26 protein-coding genes are annotated in these 26,331 nt (G+C 64.1%); 7 read left to right on the top strand and 19 right to left on the bottom strand.

All coding sequences use genetic code 11. From position 1 onward, the window contains the following. Window positions 1-79 precede the first annotated feature (79 nt). Genes nadB through KBC96_09895 form a run of 4 tightly spaced genes read left to right on the top strand, consistent with a single transcriptional unit; the run spans window position 80 to window position 5,985 of the window. Window positions 80-1,657 (top strand): L-aspartate oxidase, encoded by a 1,578-nt coding sequence (gene nadB, locus KBC96_09910; protein ID MBP6964709.1) that lies wholly within the window; start codon window positions 80-82, stop codon window positions 1,655-1,657. Next, window positions 1,654-3,186: a uroporphyrinogen-III C-methyltransferase gene (cobA, locus tag KBC96_09905; GenBank protein ID MBP6964708.1), complete on the top strand. Its 1,533-nt coding sequence runs from the start codon at window positions 1,654-1,656 to the stop codon at window positions 3,184-3,186. Before nadB ends, cobA begins: the two co-directional genes overlap by 4 nt. A gap of 4 nt (window positions 3,187-3,190) precedes the next feature. Next, window positions 3,191-4,759: a tetratricopeptide repeat protein gene (locus tag KBC96_09900; protein ID MBP6964707.1), complete on the top strand. Its 1,569-nt coding sequence runs from the start codon at window positions 3,191-3,193 to the stop codon at window positions 4,757-4,759. 47 nt (window positions 4,760-4,806) lie between these two features. Then, complete coding sequence (locus tag KBC96_09895) at window positions 4,807-5,985, top strand: radical SAM protein (protein ID MBP6964706.1); 1,179 nt, start codon at window positions 4,807-4,809, stop codon at window positions 5,983-5,985. A 146-nt stretch (window positions 5,986-6,131) separates the two neighbouring features. Here KBC96_09895 and KBC96_09890 read toward each other — a convergent pair whose 3' ends face one another. Both KBC96_09890 and KBC96_09885 read right to left on the bottom strand, forming a co-directional pair. Next, window positions 6,132-6,719, bottom strand: coding sequence for a DNA-3-methyladenine glycosylase (locus KBC96_09890; GenBank protein ID MBP6964705.1), 588 nt, complete (start codon window positions 6,717-6,719; stop codon window positions 6,132-6,134). Window positions 6,720-6,779: 60 nt separating this feature from the next. Then, window positions 6,780-8,861, bottom strand: a complete 2,082-nt coding sequence (locus KBC96_09885; protein ID MBP6964704.1) for a SpoIIE family protein phosphatase — start codon at window positions 8,859-8,861, stop codon at window positions 6,780-6,782. Window positions 8,862-9,075: 214 nt separating this feature from the next. Here KBC96_09885 and KBC96_09880 point away from each other — a divergent pair, with 214 nt between their 5' ends. Beyond that, window positions 9,076-9,726: a cyclase family protein gene (locus tag KBC96_09880; protein MBP6964703.1), complete on the top strand. Its 651-nt coding sequence runs from the start codon at window positions 9,076-9,078 to the stop codon at window positions 9,724-9,726. Window positions 9,727-9,769: 43 nt separating this feature from the next. Beyond that, window positions 9,770-11,263, top strand: a complete 1,494-nt coding sequence (locus KBC96_09875) for an AAC(3) family N-acetyltransferase (protein MBP6964702.1) — start codon at window positions 9,770-9,772, stop codon at window positions 11,261-11,263. Window positions 11,264-11,412: 149 nt separating this feature from the next. Here the strand turns inward: KBC96_09875 and KBC96_09870 are convergent, their stop codons facing one another. From KBC96_09870 to trpE, 15 genes are all read right to left on the bottom strand, one after another. After that, window positions 11,413-12,765, bottom strand: a complete 1,353-nt coding sequence (locus tag KBC96_09870) for a sulfatase (protein MBP6964701.1) — start codon at window positions 12,763-12,765, stop codon at window positions 11,413-11,415. Window positions 12,766-12,954: 189 nt separating this feature from the next. Further along, window positions 12,955-13,455, bottom strand: coding sequence for a shikimate kinase (locus KBC96_09865; protein MBP6964700.1), 501 nt, complete (start codon window positions 13,453-13,455; stop codon window positions 12,955-12,957). A gap of 3 nt (window positions 13,456-13,458) precedes the next feature. After that, window positions 13,459-14,229 carry a DNA repair protein RecO gene (gene recO / locus KBC96_09860; GenBank protein ID MBP6964699.1) on the bottom strand — a complete coding sequence of 257 codons (771 nt, stop codon included), beginning with the start codon at window positions 14,227-14,229 and terminating at the stop codon, window positions 13,459-13,461. A gap of 63 nt (window positions 14,230-14,292) precedes the next feature. After that, window positions 14,293-14,826 (bottom strand): hypothetical protein, encoded by a 534-nt coding sequence (locus KBC96_09855; GenBank protein MBP6964698.1) that lies wholly within the window; start codon window positions 14,824-14,826, stop codon window positions 14,293-14,295. Window positions 14,827-15,041: 215 nt separating this feature from the next. After that, entirely contained in the window at window positions 15,042-15,788 is a 747-nt protein-coding gene (deoC, locus tag KBC96_09850; GenBank protein MBP6964697.1) for a deoxyribose-phosphate aldolase, read from the bottom strand. Then, complete coding sequence (gene trpA / locus KBC96_09845; protein MBP6964696.1) at window positions 15,766-16,569, bottom strand: tryptophan synthase subunit alpha; 804 nt, start codon at window positions 16,567-16,569, stop codon at window positions 15,766-15,768. Before trpA ends, deoC begins: the two co-directional genes overlap by 23 nt. After that, a complete protein-coding gene (gene trpB, locus KBC96_09840; GenBank protein MBP6964695.1) occupies window positions 16,566-17,777 on the bottom strand; it encodes a tryptophan synthase subunit beta in 1,212 nt (403 codons plus the stop codon). The genes trpA and trpB overlap by 4 nt, the downstream gene beginning before the upstream one ends. Then, a complete protein-coding gene (locus tag KBC96_09835; protein MBP6964694.1) occupies window positions 17,758-18,402 on the bottom strand; it encodes a phosphoribosylanthranilate isomerase in 645 nt (214 codons plus the stop codon). The genes trpB and KBC96_09835 overlap by 20 nt, the downstream gene beginning before the upstream one ends. After that, window positions 18,395-19,207, bottom strand: a complete 813-nt coding sequence (trpC, locus tag KBC96_09830) for an indole-3-glycerol phosphate synthase TrpC (protein MBP6964693.1) — start codon at window positions 19,205-19,207, stop codon at window positions 18,395-18,397. The genes KBC96_09835 and trpC overlap by 8 nt, the downstream gene beginning before the upstream one ends. Then, on the bottom strand, window positions 19,204-20,232 hold the full coding sequence (trpD, locus tag KBC96_09825) for an anthranilate phosphoribosyltransferase (protein ID MBP6964692.1): 1,029 nt from the start codon (window positions 20,230-20,232) through the stop codon (window positions 19,204-19,206). Before trpD ends, trpC begins: the two co-directional genes overlap by 4 nt. After that, entirely contained in the window at window positions 20,229-21,305 is a 1,077-nt protein-coding gene (locus KBC96_09820; protein ID MBP6964691.1) for a hypothetical protein, read from the bottom strand. The genes trpD and KBC96_09820 overlap by 4 nt, the downstream gene beginning before the upstream one ends. Window positions 21,306-21,337: 32 nt before the next feature. After that, window positions 21,338-21,907, bottom strand: a complete 570-nt coding sequence (gene pabA / locus KBC96_09815) for an aminodeoxychorismate/anthranilate synthase component II (protein MBP6964690.1) — start codon at window positions 21,905-21,907, stop codon at window positions 21,338-21,340. A 23-nt stretch (window positions 21,908-21,930) separates the two neighbouring features. Further along, the gene (locus KBC96_09810; GenBank protein ID MBP6964689.1) at window positions 21,931-22,281 is read right to left on the bottom strand and encodes a DUF5615 family PIN-like protein; all 351 of its coding nucleotides are present in this window, start codon (window positions 22,279-22,281) and stop codon (window positions 21,931-21,933) included. Then, window positions 22,278-22,517 (bottom strand): DUF433 domain-containing protein, encoded by a 240-nt coding sequence (locus KBC96_09805; GenBank protein ID MBP6964688.1) that lies wholly within the window; start codon window positions 22,515-22,517, stop codon window positions 22,278-22,280. The genes KBC96_09810 and KBC96_09805 overlap by 4 nt, the downstream gene beginning before the upstream one ends. Window positions 22,518-22,548: 31 nt before the next feature. Further along, on the bottom strand, window positions 22,549-24,033 hold the full coding sequence (trpE, locus tag KBC96_09800) for an anthranilate synthase component I (GenBank protein MBP6964687.1): 1,485 nt from the start codon (window positions 24,031-24,033) through the stop codon (window positions 22,549-22,551). Between the two features lie 139 nt (window positions 24,034-24,172). Between trpE and KBC96_09795 the strand changes: the two genes are divergently transcribed. Further along, window positions 24,173-24,589: an NUDIX hydrolase gene (locus KBC96_09795; GenBank protein ID MBP6964686.1), complete on the top strand. Its 417-nt coding sequence runs from the start codon at window positions 24,173-24,175 to the stop codon at window positions 24,587-24,589. Between the two features lie 119 nt (window positions 24,590-24,708). Here KBC96_09795 and KBC96_09790 read toward each other — a convergent pair whose 3' ends face one another. Both KBC96_09790 and KBC96_09785 read right to left on the bottom strand, forming a co-directional pair. Beyond that, window positions 24,709-25,407: a cytochrome C biogenesis protein gene (locus KBC96_09790; GenBank protein ID MBP6964685.1), complete on the bottom strand. Its 699-nt coding sequence runs from the start codon at window positions 25,405-25,407 to the stop codon at window positions 24,709-24,711. 2 nt (window positions 25,408-25,409) lie between these two features. Next, on the bottom strand, window positions 25,410-26,318 hold the full coding sequence (locus KBC96_09785) for a thioredoxin family protein (protein MBP6964684.1): 909 nt from the start codon (window positions 26,316-26,318) through the stop codon (window positions 25,410-25,412). Window positions 26,319-26,331 lie beyond the last annotated feature (13 nt).

The following is a 26,331-nucleotide window of genomic DNA, read 5'->3' as shown; positions in this document are numbered from 1 at the left end:
AATCGCCGAGGGAAAGCGAAGAACTTCGCGGCCGGAAAACCAGTCCGGCGGCGGCGAAAAGAGACACTTCATGGCAGTTATGGATGTTGATTACCTCGTCCTCGGGAGCGGCATAGCGGGGCTGAGTTTCGCGCTCAAGGTGTCGAAGCTCGGACGGGTCGCGCTGGTCACGAAGAAGAGCGACACCGAATCTAACACGAACTACGCGCAGGGCGGGATCGCGGGCGTGATCGCCCCCGATGACAGTTTCGATCTTCACATCCGCGACACGCTCGTCGCGGGCGCAGGGCTCTGCCGGCTGGAGACCGTCGAGATCCTCGTCAGGGAAGGCCCGGAGCGGATCAGGGAACTCGTCGAACTGGGCGTCCAGTTCAGCCGCGAGAAGACCCCCACCGGCGAGACGAGGTTCGCGCTCGGACGCGAGGGCGGCCACTCGATGCGCCGCATCCTCCACGCCGCCGACCTGACCGGGCGGGAGATCGAGCGCGCGCTGATCGTCCGGTGCAAGCACCAGGAAAACATCCGCACCTTCGAGCACGAGTGCGCGATTGACCTCATCACGCGCCCCGGCGACAGCGGCCTGACGTGCTGCGGGGCATACGTGCTCGACGCCGAGACCGAGGAGGTCACGACCTTCCGCGCGAGGGTCACTATGCTCGCGACCGGCGGCGCGGGGCAGGTCTATCTCCACACGACGAACCCGGAGATCGCTACCGGCGACGGCGTGGCGATGGCATACCGCGCGGGGGCCGGTATCGCCAACATGGAGTTCATCCAGTTTCACCCGACCTCCCTGCATCACCCCGAGGCGCGCTCGTTCCTCATCTCGGAGGCGGTCCGGGGCGAGGGAGGCATCCTGCGCCTCAGGGACGGCAGCACGTTCATGGAGAACTACCACGAGATGGGCTGCCTCGCGCCGAGGGACATCGTCGCCCGCGCGATTGACGCCGAGCTGAAGAAGAGCGGAGACGAGTGCGTCTATCTCGACGTGACGCACCTGGACGCGGCCCACGTCCGGGAGCGGTTCCCGACCATCTACCAGAAGTGCCTCTCGGTCGGCATCGACATCACCGAGGACTGGATCCCGATCGTCCCGGCGGCTCATTACAGCTGCGGCGGCGTGTTGACCGACGTGAATGCTCGGTCCTCGGTCGAGCGGCTCTACGCATGCGGAGAAGTCGCATGCACCGGAGTCCACGGCGCGAACCGGCTGGCGTCGAACTCCCTGCTCGAGGCGGTGGTCTTCGCTCACCGGGCGGCCGGCGACTCGGAGCAGTACATGGGCGCGCGCTGCGAAGGCGAGATACCCGACTTTCCGAAGGCCGCCCACTCGAGGCAGACATCCCTCGAGGAGATCGCGGGGCTGAAGGGCGCGATCAGGCGGATCATGTGGCGCTACGTCGGCATAGTGCGCACGAACGAGCGGCTGCAGAAGGCGAAGGACCAGCTCGCCGAACTCGCCGCGCGGGTGGACGCGATGTATGAGTCCGGCCGCTTGAGCAGCGACCTTCTCGAACTTCGGAACATGGTCACGACGGCCTCCCTGATCATAGAGTCCGCCATTTCCAGGAAGGAAAGTCGGGGGCTCAACTACAATCTTGACTACCCCAAGCTGGATGAGAACACGAAGGATACAGTACTGAACCGCGGATCATGACGGACAAGCTGGTTGGAAGAGTCTATCTGGTAGGAGCAGGGCCCGGTGATCCGGGCCTGTTGACCCTGAGGGGCGCGGAATGTATCCGGCGGGCCGACGTGATCGTATACGATCGCCTGGTGCATCCCTCGATCCTATGCCACGCCCGCCCTGAGGCCGAACTGATCTACGTCGGCAAGGAATCCAGCCGGCACACCATGAAGCAGGAGGACATCAACAGTCTGCTCGTGGAGAAGGCTCGGGAGGGCAAGACCGTCGTGCGGCTCAAGGGCGGCGACCCGTTCGTCTTCGGGCGCGGCGGCGAGGAGGCGGAGGCGCTGGTGGAGGCGGGCATCGAGTGGGAGGAAGTGCCGGGAGTCACCTCGGCGATCGCGGCTCCGGCCTACGCGGGGATTCCGGTCACGCACCGCGGGCTCACGACATCACTGGGCATCATCACCGGCCACGAGAGAGCCCCCTCGCCCTCTGAGGGAGAGGGTTGGGGTGAGGGTCAGCAGTCGCGCATCAAGTGGGACAAGATCTCCACCGGCCTGGACACGATCGTCTTCCTCATGGGCGTCGAGAACCTGCCGAGCATCGTGTCGGAATTGGTGGCGAATGGAAGGGATCCCTCGACGCCGGTCGCGCTCGTCCGATGGGGCACTCGGGCCGAGCAGGAGACGCTCGTGGGGACCCTCGCGGACATCGTCGAGAAGTCGGCAGGCTTCAAGTCGCCGGCGGTCACCGTCGTCGGCGATGTCGTCAACCTGCGGGAGAAGCTTCGGTGGTTCGACAACCGCCCGCTGTCCGGGAAACGCGTGCTCGTCACTCGGAGCCGCGATCAGGCGAGCAAGCTGTCCGAACTCCTTCGCGAGCAGGGAGCCGAGCCGGTCGAGTTCCCGGTCATCCGCATCTCGCCGGTCCAGGACTGCAGTGAACTCGATGCGGCGATAGACCGGATCGGGGAATACGACTGGATACTCTTCACGAGCACGAATGCGGTCTACAACCTGTGTCGTCGTCTCTACGAAACCTGGAAGGACGTCCGATCGCTCAAAGGCCCAAAGATCGGCGCTATCGGACCAGCAACCGCCGAGGCTGTCTCGTCTCTGGGCATGCGGATGGAGTTCATCCCGTCAGAGTTCGTCGCGGAATCGGTCGTCGAGGAGTTCCCCGAGGACCCAGCCGGGAAGCGTATCCTGATCCCCGGGGCGAAAGACGCGCGCGAAGTGCTGCCCGAAAAGCTCAGGGAAAGGGGAGCGCAGGTGGATGTCGTGGCGTCTTATCAGACGGTGATCGAGGAGTCCTGCGCGCCACCGATCAAGGAAATGCTTGAGCGCGGGGAGATCGACATCATCACGTTCACAAGTTCCTCGACGGTGAAGAACTTCGTTCAGCTTGTCGGCCGGGAATCGGTACGGGAGGGCGTCATGATCGCCTGCATCGGCCCGATCACCGCCCAGACCGCCGAGGACCACGGCCTCCATCCCGACATCGTCGCGGAGGACTACACGATCGAGGGGCTGGTGAAGGCCATTACGGGGAGGTAATGAGATGGAGCATGACGAGCTGATAGCTGAGATCAGGAAGGCATACCGTGAGGATGACTTCCCGCTGGTGTGTAAGCTGTGCGACCAAGCCGCTCAGGAGAATCCTGAGTCGCCGGAGGCGCAGGCGCTCCTAGCGGTTTCGCTCTACTGGCGGGCGCGCAAGGACGAAGCGGCATCGGCGTCTCTCCGTGCGCTCGAGGTGCGCCCGGATATGCCGATAGCTCTAGCCGCCAGCTGCGTCATCGCCACCTGTGAGGGCGATATTGACTCGGCCCTGAATGCGGCCGACTCCGCCATTGCTCGTGCTCCGTTTGACCCGCTGGTGGTGGCTTTCTCCACGGGCGCGTATAGCCTCAGCGGCGACAATGCCAAGGGGTTAGCGGCGATAGAGTCGTATCGCCGGGAGCACCCGGATGATATTGACATGCTGCACCACTTGATCACTTCACTGAGGAGCGCCGGACGCTCTGAGGATGCAGAGGCACTCCTGGCGGATTGTGAGCGACGCTCTCCAGGATCTCACAGATGGTTCCATCAACGCGCCCGAGTCGCGATGCTGAACGGCAGTCTTGCCGAGGCGATTGACCTGCTTACGCAAACCACTCAACAGGCGCCGGGCTCTTACATGTACTGGGCCGAACTCGGTTCCGCACTGGCTTTCGCCAAGCGTGACAAAGAGGCAGAAGAGGCCGCAATGAAGTCTCTCTCGATCTGCCCACTCTCGTCATCTGCAATGGGCGTGATGGTCCGCGTCTGCAATCAGCGAGGCGACAAGGAAGGCGCTGCCGAGTGGACCGCGAGGGCCGCCGAGGCCGTACCGGCGTTGAGCTTGTTTGCCCAGATTCGAAAAGCCAACGCGGCGATAAAGAAGGGTGACTGGGAGGCAGTACTGGAGTTGACAGAGCCTGTGCTGTCCACGCGCACGCTCTCTATTCGATCGAACGCATTGGGACAGAGGGTGCGTGCGTTCCTCGCCCTCGACCGCCTGGACGAGGCAGAAGCCACGCTGGTAGAATACGAGGGCATTGACAGCAAGCGCCGAGAGGTCCACGAGTTCCACGGCAAGCTGGAGGCGGCCCGGGGCGACACGGAGCAGGCCATCCGGACCTTCACCGCCGGTATCGAGAAGTTCCCGACCGATGGCACGATGAGGGCGCAGTTGATACGGCTTCTTCATGCATCAGGCGACACGGAACGCGAGAATGCACTTGCAGAAGATGTCGTGTCGAACCCTCCCGATACACCTTGGGGCTTCTCGGAGCTGTACCAGGCTCTGGATGAAACAGAGCATCCTGTGACAGCGCGGAGAATCCTGCTGATAGGAAAGGAGCGATTCCCGAACTCCGAGGAATTGCAGCTGTTCGATCTTGTGAACGAGTTCGAGAAGAAGCTGAGCCAGAACGACCTCCGGGGAGCTAAGCAGGTTGCAGACAAGATGCCCACCATTGAGTTCGGAGAGGTGGCAAGAACAGCCAAGCGGGGGCTGTCAATGATCGAGAAGTTCAGGAAGGCCATCGGCTTGGACAAAGCAGGGCCCCCGGGACCGGCAGGCGGCTCTGAGACCCTGCATTAGGTCCGTCTCCGTGTCCTCTGTGCCTCTGTGGTTAGATAGGAAAGTGCATGATTGGTATCACAAAACTATACTGCGGGACGGCGACGGCCGGTGACCCGCTTCGATATGGACGAATGAGCAAGGGGATGCCCGCGCACCTGCTCCAGTACTCTCAGGACAAGAAGCCGATCGTGGTATGGAACGGCACGCGCCGGTGCAACCTCAAGTGCATCCACTGCTACGCCGACTCCGACAACAAGGCGTATCCCAACGAGCTATCGACCGAGGAGATCCAGGCCGTTATCCGTGACCTGGGCGAGTTCGGCGCGCCGGTGTTTCTCTTCTCGGGCGGCGAGCCCCTGATCCGCGAGGATATGTACGAGAACGCCGCGCTCTGCAGGGAACTCGGCATCCGGCCGGTGATCTCGACGAACGGCACGCTCATCACGGAGAGGGCCGCCGAGCGCATCAAGGAGACCGGCTTCGGCTACGTCGGCATTTCGCTGGATGGGATCGGCGAGCGGAACGACTTCTTCCGCGGGCAGAAGGGCGCGTTCGAGGCGGCGATGCGCGGCTTCGACAACTGCGTCGCCGTCGGGCAGAAGGTCGGTCTGCGGCTGACCCTCACGCGTCACAACTACGAGCAGCTCGGCGCGATCTTCGACTTCATCGAGGAGCACAAGATCAACCGCGCGTGCTTCTACCACCTCGTCTACACCGGTCGGGGCAGCGAGATGCAGAAGGACGACCTCTCGCACGAGGAGTCCCGAAAGGCCGTCGATCTGATCATCGACCGCACGGCTGATATGAACCGGCGCGGGCTCGATGTCGACATTCTCACGGTCGACAACCACTGCGACGGGCCGTACCTCTACATGCGCATGCTCCGAGAGGGCAATCCGCGCGCGGACGAAGTGCTTCAACTCCTCGAGTGGAACGGCGGGAACAGCTCGGGGATCGGGATCGCTGATATCGACAACGAGGGCAACGTCCACGCCGACCAGTTCTGGTGGCATCACTCGTTCGGCAACGTCCGGGAGCGCCCGTTCAGCGAGATCTGGACCGACACTTCCGATCCGCTGATGGCCGGCCTGAAGGACCGCAAGCATCTCCTCACGGGCCGATGCGCCTCCTGCAAGTGGCTCGATATCTGCAACGGGAACTTCCGCGTCCGGGCCGAAGCCGTCCACGGCGACGTCTGGTCTCCCGATCCGGCGTGTTATCTGACCGATCAGGAAATCACCTGATCGGAAATTCGAAATTCGAAGCACGAAACTCGAAACAAGCCCGAATAACCGAAATCGGAAAAGGCAAACGATCCTCGCGTGCAGGGTTGTTTGCCTTCTTTGCTCTATTGGAGTTTGTTTCGTGCTTCGAGTTTCGAATTTCGTGCTTACCGCTTGGACACGTGCGCATTTCCCGCGAGATAGAACCGCCAGGGGTAGTCGGCCGCCTCCCGGATGCCGATGCGCGTCGTGGTCACGATCTCGCCCGGGACGAAGCCGTCGTCGACGATCGTCAGGTCGCTGCCGGTGAGGTCGAGGCCGTTCTGCAGGCGGTCGAGGCCGAATGCCATGCAGAGCTTCCCCGGTCCGCTGGCAAGGTTCGTCAACACGTCCGTGCCTCGGTTCTTCTCCATCAACTCTAAGCCTTCCAGCGGCTCGGCGGCGCGGATCAGCACCGCCTCTCCGACTCCCTCCGGCGCGGTCACTGCGTTGAAGCAGTGGTACATCCCGTAGGTGAAGTAGACGTACGCGTGGCCCGGCGGGCCGAACATCTGGGCGTTGCGTTTCGTCATCCCCCGGCAGGCGTGGCACGACGGGTCGTCGCTGGTGTACGCCTCGGCCTCGACGATCCGCCCGGCGATGATCTCCTCGGGCGTTCGGCGAACGAGCACCTTGCCGAGGATCGCTCGCGCGGCCTCGATGGTATCTCGGAGGTAGAACTCCCTGGGGAGCGGCTGACAGTCGGCGCAAGTCATGGCGGGGAGATTATAGCACGGGCAGGGCGCGGAATCGAATAGTCGGCGGTGCGGTGCTCATCAGTCCTTCGCGCGGGCGATCATCACCACGGCGGCGTCGTCCCTCATGCGGCCTCGCGCGAACGAGTCAACCTCGGCGATCAGCGCGTCGAGCGCTCCGTCCGGGGTGAGGTGGCCGTGCCTCCTGAGGCTCTCCGCCACTCCCTCCGTTCCGAAGAAGACCGCGTCGTGGCGCGCTTCGGATATGCCGTCGGTGTAGAAGACTATCCTGTCGCCGGGATTCAGACAACCGTGGTGGCTGTCAAAGGCCATGTCGGACGACAGCCCGAACGGCGGAGACCCTATGCCGAGGAACTCGATCCGCCCGCTCGCCCTACGGATCGCCGGGGGAGGATGGCCCGCGCTCGCGTACTCGACGCGTCCGGTCGGCGGGTCAATGACCGCGAGGAGCAGGGTGATGAACGACGACCACTGCTGTTGAGGGTAGAGCACCGAGTTCGCGTGTGCCAGCACCTCGCCCACGTCGGACATCTCGTACGCGAAGGCCCTCACGGTGCTTCGGGCCGCCGCCGCCATCGCCGCCGCCTCCACGCCCTTGCCCGAGACGTCGCCGATCACCACGCCGAGCCGCCCGGACTCCGTGGTGAACACGTCGTAGAAGTCGCCGCCGAGGTTCGCCTCCGAGTACGCGGGCAGATATCTCGCCGCTACGGCGTAACCCGCTCCTACCGACGGGGTCTTCGGTGCGAGGGCCTGTTGAAGAACCTCCGCGAAATGCCGCTCCCTGCGGTAGGCCTCCTCGAGTTTCATCTGAGTCTGCTTCAGCGAGGTGATGTCGCGCCACACAGCTATCGAGCCGATGATCTCTCCGTCCGCGTCCCGGATCGGTCCGGCGTTCACGAGCAGCGGGATGCGCCGCCCGTCCTCTCCGACTACCACCCACTCCTCGTCCGTGACCACCTCTCCGTCTCGGATCGCGCGTGCCGACGGCAGTTGCGAATAATCGGGTCTCGTGACTCCGTCCGCGCAGTAGATATCCCACTCGTCCAGGCGGACCTTGTCCGGAACTCCGACCGGCGCATCGGAGGTGCTGCCCATCAACTGCTGGCCGTAGATGCTCATCATGCGGATGATCCCGTCGGGCGCGTCCGAGATGGTGATCCCCTCCGGCGCGAACTGCATGAGCGCTTCCAGGGTGCGCCTGCCCGCCTCTGCCTCCTGCGCCCGCCGCTCGGCCTCGCGGGCGGCCTCCATGTTCTGCATCGCCAGCGACACCGACGCCGACAGCTTGCGCGCGAAGTCCACCTGCGCCTCGGAGAAGGTCAGGGGCTTCGAGAGGCTGTAGAACGCCAGGACTCCGGCGACCTCGCCGACCTTGATGAGCGGCATGGCTATGACCGACCGGGGGCAGACGCCGTGCGCCGAGGCGAGCCCCGAGGACCCGGTCACCTCCTCCATGACCACCACGTCGCTGGACTCCAGGACCGTGGACAGCACGAGCGACTGCTCGTCGGAGAAACTGCCGCCGTCCGGTTCGCCGGGGAATCCGTCGAGGTACTTCGCGGCCCACCCGTCGCCGTCGCGCAGGGTCACCGCGGCGGCCTCGGTCGAGAGGACGTTCATCGCCTGGTGCACCACCTCCCGCAGGACCTCCTCCGTGTCGGGGGTCGAGTTGATCGCGATGTTGATATCGTTGAGGACGCCGCTAAGCCTCTCGGAGTGCCTGCGCTCGGTGACGTTCATCGCAACGGTGGATATCGCCGCCACCCGGCCGCCTGAGTTCTTGTGCGGGACGAGCGAGATGTCCCAGTAGGTGGTCTCGCTGCCCCAGTGGAACCTGATGTCGCGGAAGCGGCTGACCTCGCCCGTGGAGTTGACGTGATCGTAGGCCGAACGGAAGGCGTCGCGCCAGCCGGGAAGGGCGTCCCAGGGGCGGCCGCCCAGCACCTCGTCGGGATCGGCGATGCCGGACCCGCGAAGCACCTCCCGCGAGGCGCCGTTCAGGAAGATGACGCGGTAGTCGGGGCAGGCGACGATGATGACGGCGTGCGGAAGCCCGCCGAGCGTCCGCTCGGCGATCACGCGAAACTCATCCTCGCCCATGTCGAGTATGCAGTTCGGGCTTGTCGGATACTCGGCCATGCCGTTTCAACCTCAGGCTGATTCAGCCTCGGCGCTCAGACGTTCCGCACCGTGAATACTGCCCGCAAACGAGTACTGCAAAACATATTATACCACAATACTGAGCAACCGGAGAACTTCCTGGCAAGCAATGGCCGGCGCCCCTGTTGACACCTCGCCCGCCGGAGGGTAATATTCTACCGAGACACGCGCCGCGCCGCGGAGGGATGCCGAATTGCCCCGCACACTGGACATCACCGGCCCGATCTACGAAGGGATGTGGACCTACGGCCTTCCGTACGCGCCGTTCCGCATGGAAGAAGTCCCGCCTGTTGACTGGGTCGCGTACCCGACTTACTCCTGGAACATCTCCATGAGCGTTCAGACAGGCACGTATCTCGAGACCGGCGCGCACATGTTCCCGGGGATGCGGACGATTGACCGGTTGGCCCCGGAGGACCTGTTTCTCGCCGCGCGTGTCATGACCTTGAGCCCGAAACGCCCGGGTGAGATGATCACGGGCGAGGAGATCGGCGCGCTCGCGGACGACATCCCCGAGGGCGCGGCCGTCCTGATCTGCGCCGGCTGGGGAGCGAACTGGGAGAGCCCGGGGTTTCTCGCCGACTCGCCCCGGTTCTCCGCCGACGCGATGGACCGCATCCTGTCGCTCAGGCCGGCGCTCGTGGGGGCGGACCTGCCGAGGTGGGACAGCCTGGAGCATCCGCAGGGCTTCTTCGAGCGGTTCTTCCGGCAGGACGTGCTCCTGCTGGCCCCGCTGGTGAACCTGGAGCGGTGGGGGTCGCGCGCCGGGAGGCTCATCGTGTTCCCGCTGCCGATCCGGGGTGCGTGCGCCTCACCGGCGAGGGCGGTGCTCGTGAGCACATGAGTCCCATATGTCCCGTTTGTCCCATACGGGCGGAGGTAGCACCTTGGAGTTGACCAGAGACGACATCGTTCGCGGACTGCGCGACCTCGGCGTGAGCAAGGGGGACGTGCTGATGGTGCACAGTTCCCTCTCGAGCCTCGGACGGGTCGAAGGCGGCGCGGATACCGTGATAGACGCACTCGTCGAGGCCGTCGGGCCGACCGGCACCGTCGCGATGCCTACGCTGTACATACCTTCGATCAGCTCCGGCGAGGTCTTCGACGTCGAGCAGTCGCCCTCGCACATGGGGACGATCACCGAGGTCTTCCGCACGCGGCCGGGGACTGTTCGAAGCGTGCATCCGACGCATCCGATCGCGGCGTCGGGCGCGCGGGCGGATGAGCTGGTCGCCGATCACGCCAAGGCGCCTACCGCGTGCGGGGAGGGCACTCCGTTCAGCAGGCTCATCGAATGGGGCGGCAAGGTTCTCCTGCTCGGAGTTGACCAGGACCGCAACACGCTCCTTCACACGGCGGAGGACTACGCCGACTGTCCATACCTGACCCCGCGGCGCGTCAGTTACCGCGACCCCCGGGACGGCACCGTGAAGGAGATAACCCTCCAGCGGTTCCCCGGCCCGCACCGCGACTTCATCGGCCTCGACCCGCTGTTCCGCGATGCGGGCGTCATGCGCGTCGGTCGGATCGGCAAGGCGGTGTGCAGGCTCATGGACGCCGCCGGCACCGTCCGCGCCGCCGTCGAGGCCCTGAAGGCCGACCCCGCCGCCGTGCTCTGCGAGAACCCCGCCTGCGCCGACTGCGTCCGGCAGAGAGGCGCGGTCCGCCGGAAGGCGCTCGCATCCGAGGAGTTCACTCTGTCCGTGAGGATAGACGAGCCGACCGACTTCGAGGATCTTGCGCGGGAGCTGTGGGGCTTCGGCATAACCGCCGTCGAGATCGGCCCGGAACTGCTCCGGCAGATGATGGGCTATGGGATGGAGCCGTCGCTCAAGGCCGTGCTCGACTCCGGACTCTCGGTGACGGGGGTAGAGGTGACGGGCACCAAGTCCATCCCGGACGCCGTCAGGTTCGCCGCGAGCGTCGGCGCGGGCTCGATCATCAAGGCGGCTCCCAGGGGAGACCTCACCGGGGCGCTGTCGCGGCTCAAGGCCTTCGCCGAGGAGTCCAGCGCCAGGCGCCTGCCGCTTCTGGTCAGGAATGACAGCACGTCAACCGTCAATACCGCCGAGTCCACCCGGGTGCTGAAGGACCTGGGCGTGGGACTCGCGTTCGATCCGGCCGAGTTCGCGGCGGTCGGCCAGCACCCGTTCCTCAATGTCTACTATCACGGCCTGTCGAAGAGCCTGGTCAGGCAGTTGTACGTCAAAGACGGCACGTTCGGCGGAGAGCCGACCGAACCGGGTTACGGCAACGGTGAGGTGAAGGAACTGATCTCGATCCTCCGCTGCCGGGGGTTCGACGGCCCGATGGTGATATGGCCGCGCGGGAGCATCGCCTCATCCTGCCGGGCGTTCTGGGACCTGCTGACGGCGATGTGACCGACGCCTCTGCCGTCTGGTCATGCTGAACTCGATTCAGCATCCGTCCCGGGCTGCGTGAACAGCGGTGGGCCCTGAATCAAGTTCAGGGTGACGTGTTCGCGGCCCAAGGTGGCGTGTCGTCGTGTTCACGGCAACGAGTGGTCTGCTCACCAGACGACCGGCTCCTGAGGCTTGTCCTTCGACGGGTCGTAGTCCGGGTTCACGGTCGGCATCGGGGCGTCCACCGACTTGCGCCACGCCGCGAGCCGCGCCCTGAGCGCCCTCGCCTTCCCCGGCATCTCCTTCGCGAGGTCGCGGGTCTCGGACACATCGTCCCTCAGGTTGTACAACTCCACCCGGCCGCCGTCCTCGAAGTACTCGATCAGCTTCCAGTCGCCCGCCCGGATCGCCCCACCGGGCCACGCGCCCGCGGGGTGGTAGTGCGGGTAGTGCCAGTAGACCGCGTCGCGGTGCAGCTTGCCCGTCTGCTTGAGGAGCGGGACGAAGCTGACACCGTCCTTCGCGGTCTCGGCGGCCTTCCTGATGCCGGCGATCTCGAGCATCGTGGGGAAGAAGTCGGTGCTGGTCACGACGCCGCCGCAGGTCGTGCCGGGCTTCACGACTCCCGGCCACACGACGAACATCGGCTCGCGGATTCCTCCCTCGTAGAGCATGGTCTTCCCGCCCCGGAGAGGGTCGTTGCGCGTCGCTCTCTGCAGTCCGCCGTTGTCGGACATGAAGATGATCACGGTGTTGTCGGTCAGTTTCAGGTCGTCGAGCTTCTTCATCAGCCGGCCGATGTTCCTGTCGGCGTTCTCGATCATCGCCGCGTACCTCGGGTCGCTCTGCCCCTTCGCATCCCCGGCCTTCGCCTCGTACTTGTCCGCCAGGTCCTCGGGAGCCTGGAGCGGGGTGTGCACCGCATAGTGCGGCATGTAGAGCAGGAACGGCCTGTCCTTGTTGGCGTCCAGGAACTTCATCGCCTCGTCGGTCAGGCGGTCGTCCAGGTACTCGCCTTCCTTGCCGGTGGTGATGTTCGGAATCCCGTAGGGGTAGAAGTGGCTCCCCGGGCTGCCCCGGTGTGTGCCGCCGAAGTTGAAGTCGAAGCCCTGTTTCTCCGGCCAGAACGGCTCCGTGCCGAGGTGCCACTTGCCGACGGCGGCGGTGGCGTAGCCGTTCGACTTGAGCACCTCCGCGATGGTGATCTCCTCCAGCGGCAACTCCTGGTGGAACGCCGGGACGAGCAGCTTCGGGTTCTCTTTCTTGTGGCCGGCGATCCAGTCGGTCAGACCAATGCGTGCGGGATACCTGCCGGTCATGATGCTGGCGCGCGTCGGCGAGCATACGGGGCACGCCGCGTAAGCCTGCGTGAACCTCATCCCCCGGGCCGCGAGCTTGTCTATGTTCGGCGTCTCGTGGTACTTGCTGCCGTAACAGCCGAGGTCGGCCCAGCCCATGTCGTCCATCAGGATGAATAGGAAGTTCGGCTTCCGACCGGGCGCGGCCATCGTCCGATCCATGAGGCCGAATCCGCCGACCATCGCCGCCGCTCCGAGCCCACTCAAGAACTCGCGTCTGTTCATAGCAAACCTCCGGATGGAGTGGTGGAGCTGCCACGGTCGCGTCATGCTGAACTCGATTCAGCATCCACCCTGGCACGGCGGGGTAGACCCTGAACCAAGTTCAGGGTGACATCCATCACCACTCCGTCATTCCATCCCTACTTTCCCCGCGATCCGGTCCACGACCTGCTGGTGGGAGAGGCCTGTGCACTCGACGATGAAATCAGCGTACTTCTCGTAGAGCGGCAGGCGCTCGGCGTACATGTCGCGGAAGGTCTGCGGCGACGGGAGCACGACGCCCCGAGTATCGAGGTCCTGGATGCGCTCGAGGAGCGTCTCGCAGGGTAAGTTCAGGAACACGATTCGCCCCACGGCCTTCAGGTGCGCCATCGCCGCCGGACTGTACACGACGCTTCCGCCGGTCGCGACGACGTGGTTCTTGAGGTCGAGCGCCAGGATGTGCCGCTCCTCGATCTCGCGGAAGGCATCGTCCCCCTCGGAATCGAGGATATCCTGCAGGCGTCGCCCCTCGGCGGCCTGGATGATGATGTCGGTATCGGCAAACGGCATCGACAGCGCTTTGGCGAGGAGCACTCCGACGGTGCTCTTGCCGACGCCCGGCGGCCCGATCAACACGATGTTGGCCACTTGCTACTCCCCTCGTATCGCTTCCAGGAACTCCGCGCTCTTGATGTCGCGGTCGCAGTGGAAGCGGATGAACCACCGCATGGCGCGGGTGATCTGATCCATCTCGTCCGGCCCGATCTCCATGCGCTCGATCTCCGGCGCCTCGGCGGTGATAAGCCGGCGCATCGTCTCGATGGTCTCGGGCGCGACCTGTATCGCATCTTCCGGCAGCGGCCCGCACTCCCGGCAGGCGACGCCCCCTAGCGACGGGCTGAAGTGCGGTTCCTCCGCCGGAATCGCCCCCTGGCACCGCACGCACTTGTCCAATACCGGTTCGTAGCCCAGCAGCGCCATGAACTGAAGCTCGAACATCCGCGCGATCGTCTCCGGGTCGTTCGGCCTCTCCAGCAGGTAGAGCGAAGACAGCAGGGTGTCGAACAGGTCGCTGCTCGGCTCGCGCTCCTCGGTCATTCGGTCAACGAGTTCCAGCAGATACGTAGCGTGGGCGACCTTCTGGAGGTCCGAGCGGATTCGGGGAAACGACTCCCTCACGTCCACCTGGGTGATGATGTCAAGGTTGCGGCCGGTCGCGAGATGCATTCGGCTGTAGGTCATCAGCTCGGTCGGGCCCGCGAGGCGGCTGATCGGCTTGCGCGCGCCCTTGGCGATCGCGGAGAGCTTGCCGCGCTCGCGCGCGAGGAGCGTGACGATCCGGTCGGTTTCGCCGAAGCTGATCCGTCGCAGGACTATGACGTTGGCGGTGTATGAGCGCATGGTGGGGAGTTCAGAGTTCAAAGTTCAAGGTTCAAGACCCGCAGGCAGAAACGGATAGCTGGCAACGCCTTGTTTGCCGATCGCCTATACTTCAGATCCCGAGTAGATCAATAGCAGCGCCCACATAGCAAGTCCCAAGACGAGACAAATGATGTGCCCTAAAGACCACCCGTAAAATTGCTGTAGTGGATCTCGCTTCTCCGTTACGGAATTAACATAGTTCTGCACCGGAACAAGGCATAAGAAAGAGGGGATGAAGGCGGAGATTATGCTCGGAGTCAGGCCTGGAGCTCGGCTGACGATGTTGGCAAGAATTATCAAGATCACCCACCCGGTGGCCAATCCTCCAGGGGAGAAACGGGGGGACTCGAAGGCACAGGCGTCGCTGTCATCGTGTATGCGGCGAAGAAGACCATGGCAGTAGAATACCCCGAACACCGCTCGCCAGAAAGGCCTTATGTGCAATCCGTCACGGTCCTTGATGTAACTCCAGTTCTTGTACATCCAGTAGGCCTCGTAAAGACTCATGGATACGATTGACAGGACGATGAGCCTTGCAGGCGGAACATACAGAAAGAGTGGCTTCTGCGTCTGCAGGTCCTGGATGTCTGTGTTCACGGTCTCGCCTCCTTTACCTGTGTGTGCCAACCGACCCAGATCACCATCGGCAATGGCAGGGCGACTGGGAATAGGCGGGCGATGGCGCTCCTCGGCCCTTCTGCTTCACAGATATGATTTCGACCTCGCGCGGTCAGTTCCTCCCATAAACAGAAAGGGGACGGAGTTCACCTCCGCCCCCAACGGCCTTCACAATCCTGATTCCTGGCTTCGCCCTACTGCTGAACGGGCTTGAGCAGTTCTTCGGGGTTGTACATCTCGACGAGCGCGATGCCCGTGCTGGTGCCGAGCCGGTTGGCGCCCGCGTCGAGGAGGTCCATCGCGTGCTCGATGGTTCGTATGCCCCCGGCGGCCTTCACGCCGATGGAGGGGCCGAGGACCGTCCGGATCAGGCGGATGTCCTCCAGGAGCGCGCCGCCGTTGCCGGCCGTGCCGGTCGAGGTCTTGACGAAGTCCGCCCCGCAGTCGCGCACGATCTCGCAGGCGGTGATCTTCTCGTCATCGGTGAGAGCGGGGGTCTCGATGATGACTTTGACGAGCGTGCGGCGGGAGTCCTCGGTGAGGCCGGAGAGCTGGGCAGCGCTCACTATCTCGGAAAGCTCGCGCTGGACGTACTCGATGTCGCCGGACTTCAGCGCCGAGACGTTCATGACGACGTCGAGTTCGCCCGCGCCGTTCGTGACGGCGTTTCGCGCCTCGTAGACCTTTGTCGAGCGGGTGACCGTGCCGTAGGGGAAGCCGATCGGCGTGCAGACCTTCACGTCGGTGCCGTCCAGCATCTTGACGGCCAGGGGAACCCAGTAGGGGAAGACAACGAGCGCGGCGAAATGGTGCTGGCGCCCTTCCTCGATGAACCGGACCATCTCTTCCCTGGTCGCCGCAGCCTTCAGATACGTGTTGTCTATGAGCTTGGAAAACTGCTCTCGTGTATACACCGACTTACCTCCCGCCGCGCGTCGCATCCTTCAGCGCGGACACGAACCGGCCCACCTCCGCCTGCAGATCATCCTTGCGTGCGCTGTTCGCAATCAGGTTGACCAGCGCGCTCCCGACGACCGCCGCATCCGCATGGGAGCAGACCTCGGCGACGTGCTCCGGCTTCGATATTCCGAAGCCGACTGCGACCGGCAGAGGGGTGTGCCTCCTGATCCTCTCGACCAGTCCCCCTATTCCTTCCGCGAGCCGGCCCTGCGCGCCCGTAACTCCGGTCCTGGATACACAGTATACAAATCCAGAGACGAGCCTGGCAACACTTTCGATCCGGGAATTCGTGCTCGTAGGCGCGAGCAGGAACACCGTATTGATTCCATGCGAGTCCGCCGCGGACTTCCACGCGCCCGACTCCTCCGGCGTGAGGTCCGTGATGATCGCGGCATCGGCTCCCGCATCGGCCGCGTCGCGGGCGAAACTCACCAATCCATATTGTCGGATGGGATTGTAGTATGTCATTAGAGTAATCGGCACTTCCGATATCGTCCGAATCGAACGAACCAGTTCCAGTACCGAAGAAACGTTGACCCCATGCCTGAGCGCGCGCATGGACGCCTCCTGGATGCACGGCCCGTCCGCGATCGGGTCGCTGAACGGAATCCCGATCTCGACGATATCCGCTCCCGCCCGGTCGAGTTCGAGCACGACGCCGAGAGTCGTCTCCAGGTCGGGGTCGCCGGCGGTCACGAAGCAGATCAGCCCGCCCTCGCCGGCCGCCTTCAGTTCGGCGAAACGCCTCTCGACGCGGGTCATTTCGCCACCTCCCGACCCATGATCCGCGACGCGCTCTCCACGTCCTTGTCGCCCCGGCCCGACAGGTTGACGACCACGATCCGGTCCTTCGCAAGCGTCGGCACGAGCTTTCTGGCGTAGGCCACGGCGTGCGCCGATTCGAGCGCGGGGATGATGCCCTCCGTGCGAGCGAGCCATTCGAACGCGTCGAGCGCTTCTGCGTCGGTGATCGAGACGTACTCCGCGCGGCCGGCGTCCTTGAGGTAACTGTGCTCCGGGCCGACGCCGGGGTAGTCGAGCCCCGCCGAGACCGAGTGCGTCTCGATGATCTGCCCGTCCGCGTCCTGGATGAGATAGCTCGACGCACCGTGAAGCACCCCCGGCGACCCGGCGACGAGAGTAGAAGCGTGGCGCCCGGTCTCGACGCCGTCGCCGCCCGCCTCGACCCCCACCAGCTTCACTCCGTCGTCGCCGATGAAGCGGTAGAAGAGGCCCATCGCGTTGCTCCCGCCGCCGACGCACGCCAGCAGGTAGTCCGGCAGCCGGCCCTCCTTCTCGAGCATCTGCCGCTTCACCTCCGCGCCGATGACGGACTGGAAGTCTCGCACCATCGCCGGGAACGGGTGCGGGCCGGCGACCGTGCCGAAGATGTAGTGCGTGTGCTCCACGTTCGTGACCCAGTCGCGCATCGCCTCGTTGATCGCGTCCTTCAAGGTGCGGGAGCCCGACTTCACCGTTATCACCGTCGCGCCGAGCAGTTCCATCCGGAAGACGTTCAGCGCCTGGCGGCGGACGTCTTCCTCGCCCATGTAGACGACGCACTCGTAGTCGAAGAGCGCGCACCCGGTAGCGGTGGCGACCCCGTGCTGGCCGGCGCCGGTCTCCGCGATCATTCGGGGCTTCCCCATCCGCCGGGCGAGCAGGATCTGGCCCATGACGTTGTTCATCTTGTGCGAGCCGGTGTGGCAGAGGTCCTCGCGCTTGATGTAGACCTTCGCGCCCCCCAGCTCGCTGGTGATCCGCTCGGCGAAGTAGAGCGGCGTCGGCCGCCCGATGTACTCCCGCAGAAAGTAGTCCAGTTCCTCCTGGAATGCCGGATCGCCCTTCGCGCGCTCGTACTCCTCCGAGAGCTGGTCGAGCGCGGGTATCAGCGTCTCCGGCACGAACCGGCCTCCGTAGTCTCCGAAATGGCCCAGGTCGTCCGGCAGGTTAGATGCGGCGTTTGGCATTGAATACGAACTCCTTGATCTTCTCGTGATCTTTCCTTCCGGGAGACGACTCGACTCCGGTGGAGACATCCACCGCGTAGGGCGCGACCGTGCGGACGGCCTCCAGGACGTTGTCGGGCGTCAGTCCGCCCGCGAGGATGACCGGCTTTCCGAGCGACTTCGCCTCCACGGCCAGTTTCCAATCGAACGTGAGGCCCGTGCCGCCCATCAGCCCCTCGACGTGAGTGTCGAGCAGGAGCGCGGCGCACGCCCGGACCGCGTCATCGGCCGTCGCGCGGCGGATGCCCTCCGCCGACTGCACCCTGAGCGCCTGTATGACCCTGTACCAGCCGAACCCCCCGGCGGGAGATGCGAAATCGCCCAGTGGGCCGGGTATGCCGTGCAACTGCGCGAAATGGACGCCGGTGTGTTTCCAGATGCGGTAGACCTCATCCGCGTCCTGGTTTGCGAAGACCCCTACGGTGCTGACGAACGGCGGAAGCCGCTCCTGGATATCCAGGGCGGTCTTGACGTCAACCCTCCGAGGACTCTCCGCGAAGACGAAGCCGAGCGCGTCCGCGCCCGCCTGGACGGCGGCGAGGGCGTCCTCGATATTCGTGATACCGCAGATCTTGACCCTAACCAAGAAGTTCCCTCACCTTGGTTCGCGGATCGGGCTCTCGCACGAGCGATTCGCCGACGAGTATCGCGTCCACGCCGGCCGCCATCAGCCGCTCGACGTCCGCGCGGGTGTTGATCCCGCTCTCGCTCACCAACACCCTGTCCGGCGGGACCTTCGCCGCCAGTTCGAGCGTCGTCTCCAATCCGGTCTCAAAGGTCTGCAAGTCGCGGTTGTTGATGCCGATGATGCGCGCCCCTGCTTCGATGGCAGTCTCCAGTTCCTCCGCAGTGTGCACTTCGACGAGCGAGTCCATGCCGATATCGCGGGCAACCCCCATCAGGACTCTGAGATCGTGAGGAGGGAGCGCCGCCGCGATCAGCAGGATCGCGTCCGCCCCGGCGGCGCGCGCCTCGTAGACCTGTATGCGGTGAATGATGAAATCTTTCCGCAGGAGCGGGATGCCGACCGCCTCGCGGATCTGCGTCAGGTACTCGAGCTTGCCCTGGAAGTACTTCTCGTCTGTGAGCACCGATATCGCCGACGCGCCGGTCTCCTCATACCTCCGCGCGATCGCCACCGGATCGAAGTCCGGGCGGATGATACCCTTCGAGGGCGAGGCCTTCTTGACCTCGGCGATCAGGCGGATGTCGGACCGCGCAGACCGAACCTCCCCCAGCCCCTCCTTGGTAAGGAGGGGAGCTATGGCTGCCCTGAAGTCCAAGGGTGGGTCGGCCTCGAGAGCCATTGTCATCAGGTACTCGGCGGGAGCGCTCTTATGAAGCGCCTCGACCTCGGCGCGCTTGTCTGCCAGGATCTTGTCGAGAATCAACTCCCTGCCAACTCCCTGCTCAGTTTGCGGAGTCCGTTCAATGCCCCGAGCGCCTTGCCGTTCTCGATGGTCTCCCGGGCGAGGGCGATGCCGTCATTCAATGATGACGTCTTCCCGGCGACTTTGAGCGCGGCCCCGGCGTTCAGGCACACGATGTCGCGCTTCGGGCCGTCGTCGTCGGTCAGGACTCCCTCCGCTATGCGGGCGCTCTCGGCGGGATCGGCCCCCTGCGCCAACTGCTCGCGGTCGGCGGTCGGGAGTCCGAACTCGGAGGGCGAGATGTCGTAGGTCTCCAGCTTGCCGTCGGACAGCTCGGTGATCCTGGTCGGGCCAAGCGTCGACAGCTCATCGATACCATCATACCCGTGAGCCACGATCGCCGACTCGCTGCCGAGCTCGAGGAGCACCCCGGCCATCAGTTCGGTCAGATGCTCGTCGAAAACACCTATCAGCTGCCTGCGCGCGCCCGCGGGATTGGTCAGGGGGCCGATGATGTTGAAGACCGTTCGGATGCCGATCTCCTTGCGCGGAACGACCGCGTGCTTCATCGAGGGATGGCACGCCGGGGCGAAGAGGAAACCGATGCCCGCCTTATCTATGCACTTGCCGACCTGCGCCGGCCCGAGCGTGATGTCCACCCCGAGCGCCTCCAGAACGTCGGCGCTCCCGCACTTGCTCGACATCGCGCGGTTCCCGTGCTTGGCGACGGGTACTCCTGCACCCGCGACCACGAACGCTGCGGTGGTCGAAATGTTGAACGAGTTCGATCGGTCTCCGCCCGTGCCGCAGGTGTCCATCACTTCGGCCCTCCGCCTGGTGGGGATGCGGACGGACTTCTCGCGCATGGTCCGAGCGAATCCGCTCACCTCATGGACGGTCTCGCCCTTGATACGGAGGGCGGTAATCAGGCTGGCGATCTGGGCGGGAGTCGCCTCGCCCTCCATGATCTCCATCATGACCTCCGCCGCCTCGTCAGCGCCGAGGTGCTCGCCCAGGACTATCTTGTTGATGGCTTCACGAATCATACATCAGTACCTCGCGGCCGAGCGTCACCTGGTCCGGTCGGCCTGCCGATGTGTATGCTGCGGGTCTTGTCGTCCCTCTCGACCATGATTCCAAGCTTCTCCGCTATCGTGAGGACCGGCGCATGCAGGCTCGACCACTTGATGTACGGCGCCGCGGGGAGCGCGATCTTCTCCCCGTCAAGAAAAGCCGACTTGTCGCCCGGTTTCATGCTGAGCGAACGGTTGCCGTACGTCACTGTGCATTCGCTCGCGGCTTCATCCCAGGCCACGTGACAGCCTTCGATCCACTCCAGCCCCCTTACCATCGCCATGACGACTCCCTGCTCTCCGAACAGCCGGGGATCGTCCACCTGCAGGTGAACACTTTCGGCGGGGTCTCCGAGCCAAATGCCCCAGGGCCTAAGGTCGAGGCCGACGTTGGCGCTCGGCTCGAAATCCCTTGCGGTCCAGACGATCATGCCGCCCTTCTTCACATGACCCTCGAGCGCGTCGGAGAACTGCGGCTCGTAGAACGAGGCCACGTCGGAGGCGTCCAGGGTTACTACGGCCTCGCCGATCTTGCCCTTCCAACTCTTGCCGGTCATAAGAATGTACGAGAACGATCTGCCTCCCATGCTGTCCTGGCCGAGAGGCGACGTATACTCGTCTACAACCACCCTGGTCTGATCGGCCTTGAACGACACATTCTTCACGTGCCAGGCCCTGTACGTCTCGCCGGGAGACGCCGGACCGGGCCTGGTTGGAACGAAGGTGGTCTTGACCGGCTTGCCGTCTACCCAGGAACTGAAATTCTTGAGATCGCTGCTCCTGATGGGCCCCACGTCCACTCCGGTCGCCTCCTCCGGAAAGCCCATCTTGACGGTTGTCGCCGGCCCCTCGTTCTTGAACACGAACTCGCATCGAACCTTTGCGCTCTCCCAGCCGATACGGACATCAACCTTCTCCCTGACCAGGCGCACGGAACGGTGTCCCTGCATCGGCGTGATGGTGCCGCCGACACCGGTTATCGCCCCGTCGTTGGCGCAGGCGGCGACAGATAGAAACAACAGCAACACCGGCAGCGCACGCCTCATGAACCGCCTCCCGTTCCCATAGCAGGTCTCACTCAGTGTTTCATATCCACGAAGTTCCGGAGCAGGCGCTTGCCCTCTTGTGTAAGAATGGACTCCGGGTGGAACTGGACCCCCTCGACGATGAACTCCTTGTGCCGAACGCCCATGATCTCGCCGATGTCGGTCTTGGCGGTCACCTCCAGGCAGTCCGGGAGCGTCGTCGGCTCGATCACCAGGGAGTGGTACCGGATCGCCTCGAACGGATTCGGCATTCCCTCGAAGACCCCCTTGCCGTCGTGTTCGATCATAGAGGTCTTGCCGTGCATCAGCCGCCCCGCGCGGACGACGTCGCCGCCGAACGCGTATCCGATGCTCTGGTGGCCGAGGCACACGCCGAGAATCGGGATCTTGCCCGCGAACCGGTTGATCGTCTCGACCGATATGCCTGCTTCCTTAGGCGAGCACGGGCCAGGCGAGATCACGATCCGGTCCGGCTTCATTTCCTCGATCTCGTCGGTCGCGATCTTGTCGTTCCGGTATATGCGCAGTTCCTCGCCCATCTCGCCCAGATACTGGACCAGGTTGTACGTAAAGCTGTCGTAGTTGTCAATCATCAGTATCATGGCGTGTCTCCAATACTCCAGTGCTACCTCGGAGGCCAGACGCTCATCACGTTGTCCCTCATCATAACTACCAGACCCGGCCACTGGGACTCGTCAAAACGTCTGGCCGCTTCCATCACACGGTGATGAATCTTGATGCGATTCGGCTGGCGAAGATGCACGATCAAGATACCCCAATGAGGCTCTTCTCGCTTGGCTGCAAATCCCCTGTCTGTGGTCACCAGCAGGCGATGCTGTTGCTGAGCCGTCTCCCACATGGATGAATCGCTCATGCCTTCGCCAGGTGTACCACGCACGTCAAGGACATCACAACCCAGTGATCGCAGCTCGGCCACGGTCATCAATGGTATGTTCTCGTCTGCCAATATCTTCATGCCGCGCTCAAGGGCGATTCGAGGGGCGAAACCTGCTCTTCAGCCAGCGACGCCGCGTAGTCGAGACAGGCGAGGATGTCTTCACGGGTGATCGAGGGATAGTCCTTCAGCAGATCCTCGATAGCGTCACCATTGGCCAGCATCTTGACGATCTGATGCACAGGAATCCTTGTGCCCTTTATGCACGCCTGTCCGTGGCATATGTTTGGATCAACCGAGATCCGCTCAATGGTCATGCTGTCCGTCTCCTTATGTTTGATCTGTGTTCTAGTCCAGGCCCGTGTGCGCCAGCTCGATGGCCTTGATCAGCGCTCCCGCCTTGTTCATCGTCTCCTGGTACTCCGTCGCGGGCACGGAGTCCGCCACGATCCCCGCGCCGGCCTGAACGTATGCCGTGCCGTCCTTGACGAGTATCGTGCGGATCGTGATGCAGGTGTCCATGTTGCCGGAGAAGCTGAAATACCCGATCGCGCCCGCGTATGTCCCGCGCCGGGTCGGCTCCAGTTCCTCGATGATTTCCATCGCCCGTATCTTCGGCGCGCCGGAGACAGTTCCCGCCGGGAACGCCGCCCTCAGCACGTCGAACTGGTCCATCCCCTGAGCCAGCCTGCCACGCACGTTCGACACGATGTGCATCACGTGCGAGTAGCGCTCGATCACCATCAGCTCGTCCACGTTGACGGAGCCGTACTCCGAGACTCGGCCGACATCGTTGCGCCCGAGATCCACGAGCATGATATGCTCGGCGCGCTCCTTCTCGTCGGCGAGCAGTTCCTTTTCCAGCGCGAGGTCCTCCGCTTCCGTATTGCCCCTTGGACGGGTGCCCGCGATTGGCCTGACGGTCACCGCGCCGTGGTCCTCGGTAACCAGTATCTCCGGCGACGAGCCGATGATCTGCATGTCGTCATACTGGAGGTAGTACATGTACGGCGACGGGTTGACCGATCGGAGCGCCCGGTAGACGTTGAACGTGTCCGCCTTCAGCGGCACGGAGAGCCTCTGGGAGAGGACGACCTGGATGACGTCGCCCGCCTTGATGTATTCCTTGCTCTTCTCGACCATCCGCTCGAACTCCGGCTTCGTCATGTTCGAGTCGGGCACGATGGCGACTTCCTCGGCGGACGGATCGCCGGCCGGCGGCAGGACCGTCGTCCGCAGGCGCTCCACGATCTCGTCTATCTTCTCGACCGCCAGATCGTAGGTCGTGGCCGGGTCGGAGCCGACCTCCGGCGTGCAGACGACTTTGATGCGGTGCTTGACGTGGTCGAAGACGAGCAGGATGTCGGTGAGCAGGAAGAGGATGTCGGGCACGTCGAGATCGTCGTCGGCCTTCTCCGGCAGGTTCTCGAAGAACCGGACCGCGTCGTAGCCGATGTATCCGACCGCGCCGCCGCAGAACCTCGGGAGGTCCGGGTCGTCAACGTAGGTGTACCTGCCGAGGAGCCTCTTCAGCACGTGAAGCGGGTCTTCGCCGTCGCCGAGCTGAACCTTGTCGGCGCGCCACCGCTCGACGATCTGCACCTCGCGCCCCTTGCTCTTCATGACGAGGAATGGGTCCGTTCCGAGGAACGAGTAGCGGGCGAGGCGCTCCCCGCCTTCGACGCTCTCGAGCAGGAAGGAGTACTTGCCGCGCGCGATCTTGCGGTAGGCGGAGACGGGCGTCTCCATGTCGGCAAGGACCTCACGGTAGACCGGTACGAGGTTGCCCTGCTGCGAGCGCTTGATGAAATCTTCTTTGCTGGGATGATGCATCGGCCTGCTCCCACGAGGCGGGAGACCGCCGGACGCGATCTGCGCCTCCGAAATGTGAACGCATTTTATCAGAAATCGGAACACGCGGTCAACGCACCCGCCTTCCCGGGACGGCGGCAGGCGTGATACAATGCCGGCGATGAAGAACCAGGCGATCCGAAGACCCGTGCCCGCGGTGGCGGCGGTGATAGCGCAGGACGGCAGGCTGCTCCTCATCAGGCGCGGGGCCGAGCCTTCGAGAGGCAAGTGGTCGCTTCCCGGCGGAAGCGTCGAGTGGGGCGAGACGCTGACCGATGCCGTCAGGCGGGAGGTCCGCGAGGAGACCGGGCTGGAGATCGAGGTCGGCAAGGTCGCGGGCGTCTTCGACATCATCACCGATGACGAGGAGTACCACTACGTGATAGTGGACTACTTCGCCCGACCCGTCGGCGGCGAACTCCGTCCGGGAGACGACGCGTCCGACGCACGTTGGGCATCGGCGGAGGAGTTGGACTCGCTCGATCTGACCGATCGCCTGCGCGAGCGGCTGGACGAGATGGGGTTCGCAAGCCGGTAGACGGCAGGAGGCCCGGATGCCTAGCCCCAGTAACGCCTCAGGATCAGGAATACGAGCACGCCCCAGATCAGCAGGCTATAGATGACCGTTCGTATGAGCACCCTGTTCATCGGCCGCTCCTAGATCATCCGCCGGATCAGGTAGACCCCGGCGATCAGCACCAGCGCCCCGCAAGCCTTCTTGAAGATCGCAGCGCCCCTCGATTCCTCGTTCCAGTTCAGGTAACGCTGGACCAGTTCCGCCGAGGTGCCCGCCAGCACGATCACCGAGCAGTGCCCGACGCCGTACACGAGGAGCAGCATGATCGCGTAAACCAGGTTCGTCGAGGCCACCTTGAACGTGACTGCAAGAATCGGCCACATGAAAGCGAACGTGCACGGCCCGAGAGCGATCCCGAACACGAGGCCGAGGATGAACGCTGCGAGGAATCCCCTGCGCTTCATCCCCACCTGCCCCGGCCCGGACCACGGCATAGGGATGACGCCGATCAGGTGCAGGCCGACGATGAAGAATACCGCCGCGACGAGATAAGTGCCCCAGGGGCCTACGTCGCCCATCATGCGCCCGGCCTGCGCGGTGGCGGCCCCGATCAGCGCGATGGTGACGAGTATCCCCGCCGCGAAGAGCGACGCGATCCCGAATGCTCGACGGGTGGTCAGCTTCCCCTGGTCGCTGATGAACCCGACGATCAGCGGGATGCTCGCAAGATGGCACGGACTCAGGACGATGCTGAGGACCCCCCAGAGAAAGGCGGCCCCCAGCGCGATCGCCGGCACGCCCCCGACCGCGGACTCGAGCGTCGAGAACAGCCGTTCCATCGTCACTTCAGCCCGAGTTTTGCTATCTCGGCCTCGATGGACGCCCTGTCCTTGAACCCCACCACCTCAGATACCTGCCCGCCGGCGGCATCGTAGTATATGGTGTGCGGGATGCTCTGCGCCCCGTAGTACGCGCCCAACACGGGCTCCTTCTCGACGTTGATGTCAACCACTACGAGCTTGCCGGCGAACTTCCTCGCGAGGTCCTTGATAATCGGCGCCATCAACCGGCACGGCTGGCAGGTATCGGCGCCGAACTTGACGACGGCCGGCATCCCGGACCGCCGGGCCTTCTCCACCGGGTTCTTCATCCACCTGGCGTACTGCATCCTCGCCCAGACGTCCGAAACTCTCACGGCGTGGCGCTCGCTAACCCCGGCGACGTGCTTCTCCAGAATGGCGTTCCCCTTCTCCTCGCGAAGGTAGCTCTTGATGGCGGACTCGACCTGCTCGTAGGTGGACTTCCCCATCATCGCGGAGTTCTCAGCGTAGAACTTGCGCGCCTCCTCGTCGGACACGGTTATCTCCCCGACAAGGCTGTTGACGTACTTGCGCATCAGCTCGTCGCCCGAGACGCCGTTCTTCTCGCCCCAGGCCTGCGCCTCCGCCTCTATCAGTTTGCCTACCGCCAGCTCCTGCAGCAGCGCAAACTGGTATGTCCTGTACTGCTCCTTCGCGGGCGACTCGAGTTTCGCGACGGCATCGTTCAGATCCTTCGCCGTGATCTTGACTCCGTCCGCCTCCAGAAGCGCGCCGGGTACCGGCCCGGGGACCGCCGCTCGCAGCGGCCCGGAAGACAGTCCGGGGTACTTGGATTCGATGGTGACGGTTTCCGCCCCGCATGCGATCCCGGCGGCCAGAAGCGCCAGGCATGCGATCACCAGGAGACCGATCAGTTGATTTCGAAGCATGTGGATGTTTCTC

Source organism: Armatimonadota bacterium (assembly GCA_017993055.1).
Classification (GTDB): domain Bacteria; phylum Armatimonadota; class UBA5829; order DTJY01; family DTJY01; genus JAGONM01.
The sequence above is the reverse complement of the archived record's forward strand: the minus strand, read 5'-3'. Positions and strand labels throughout refer to the sequence as shown.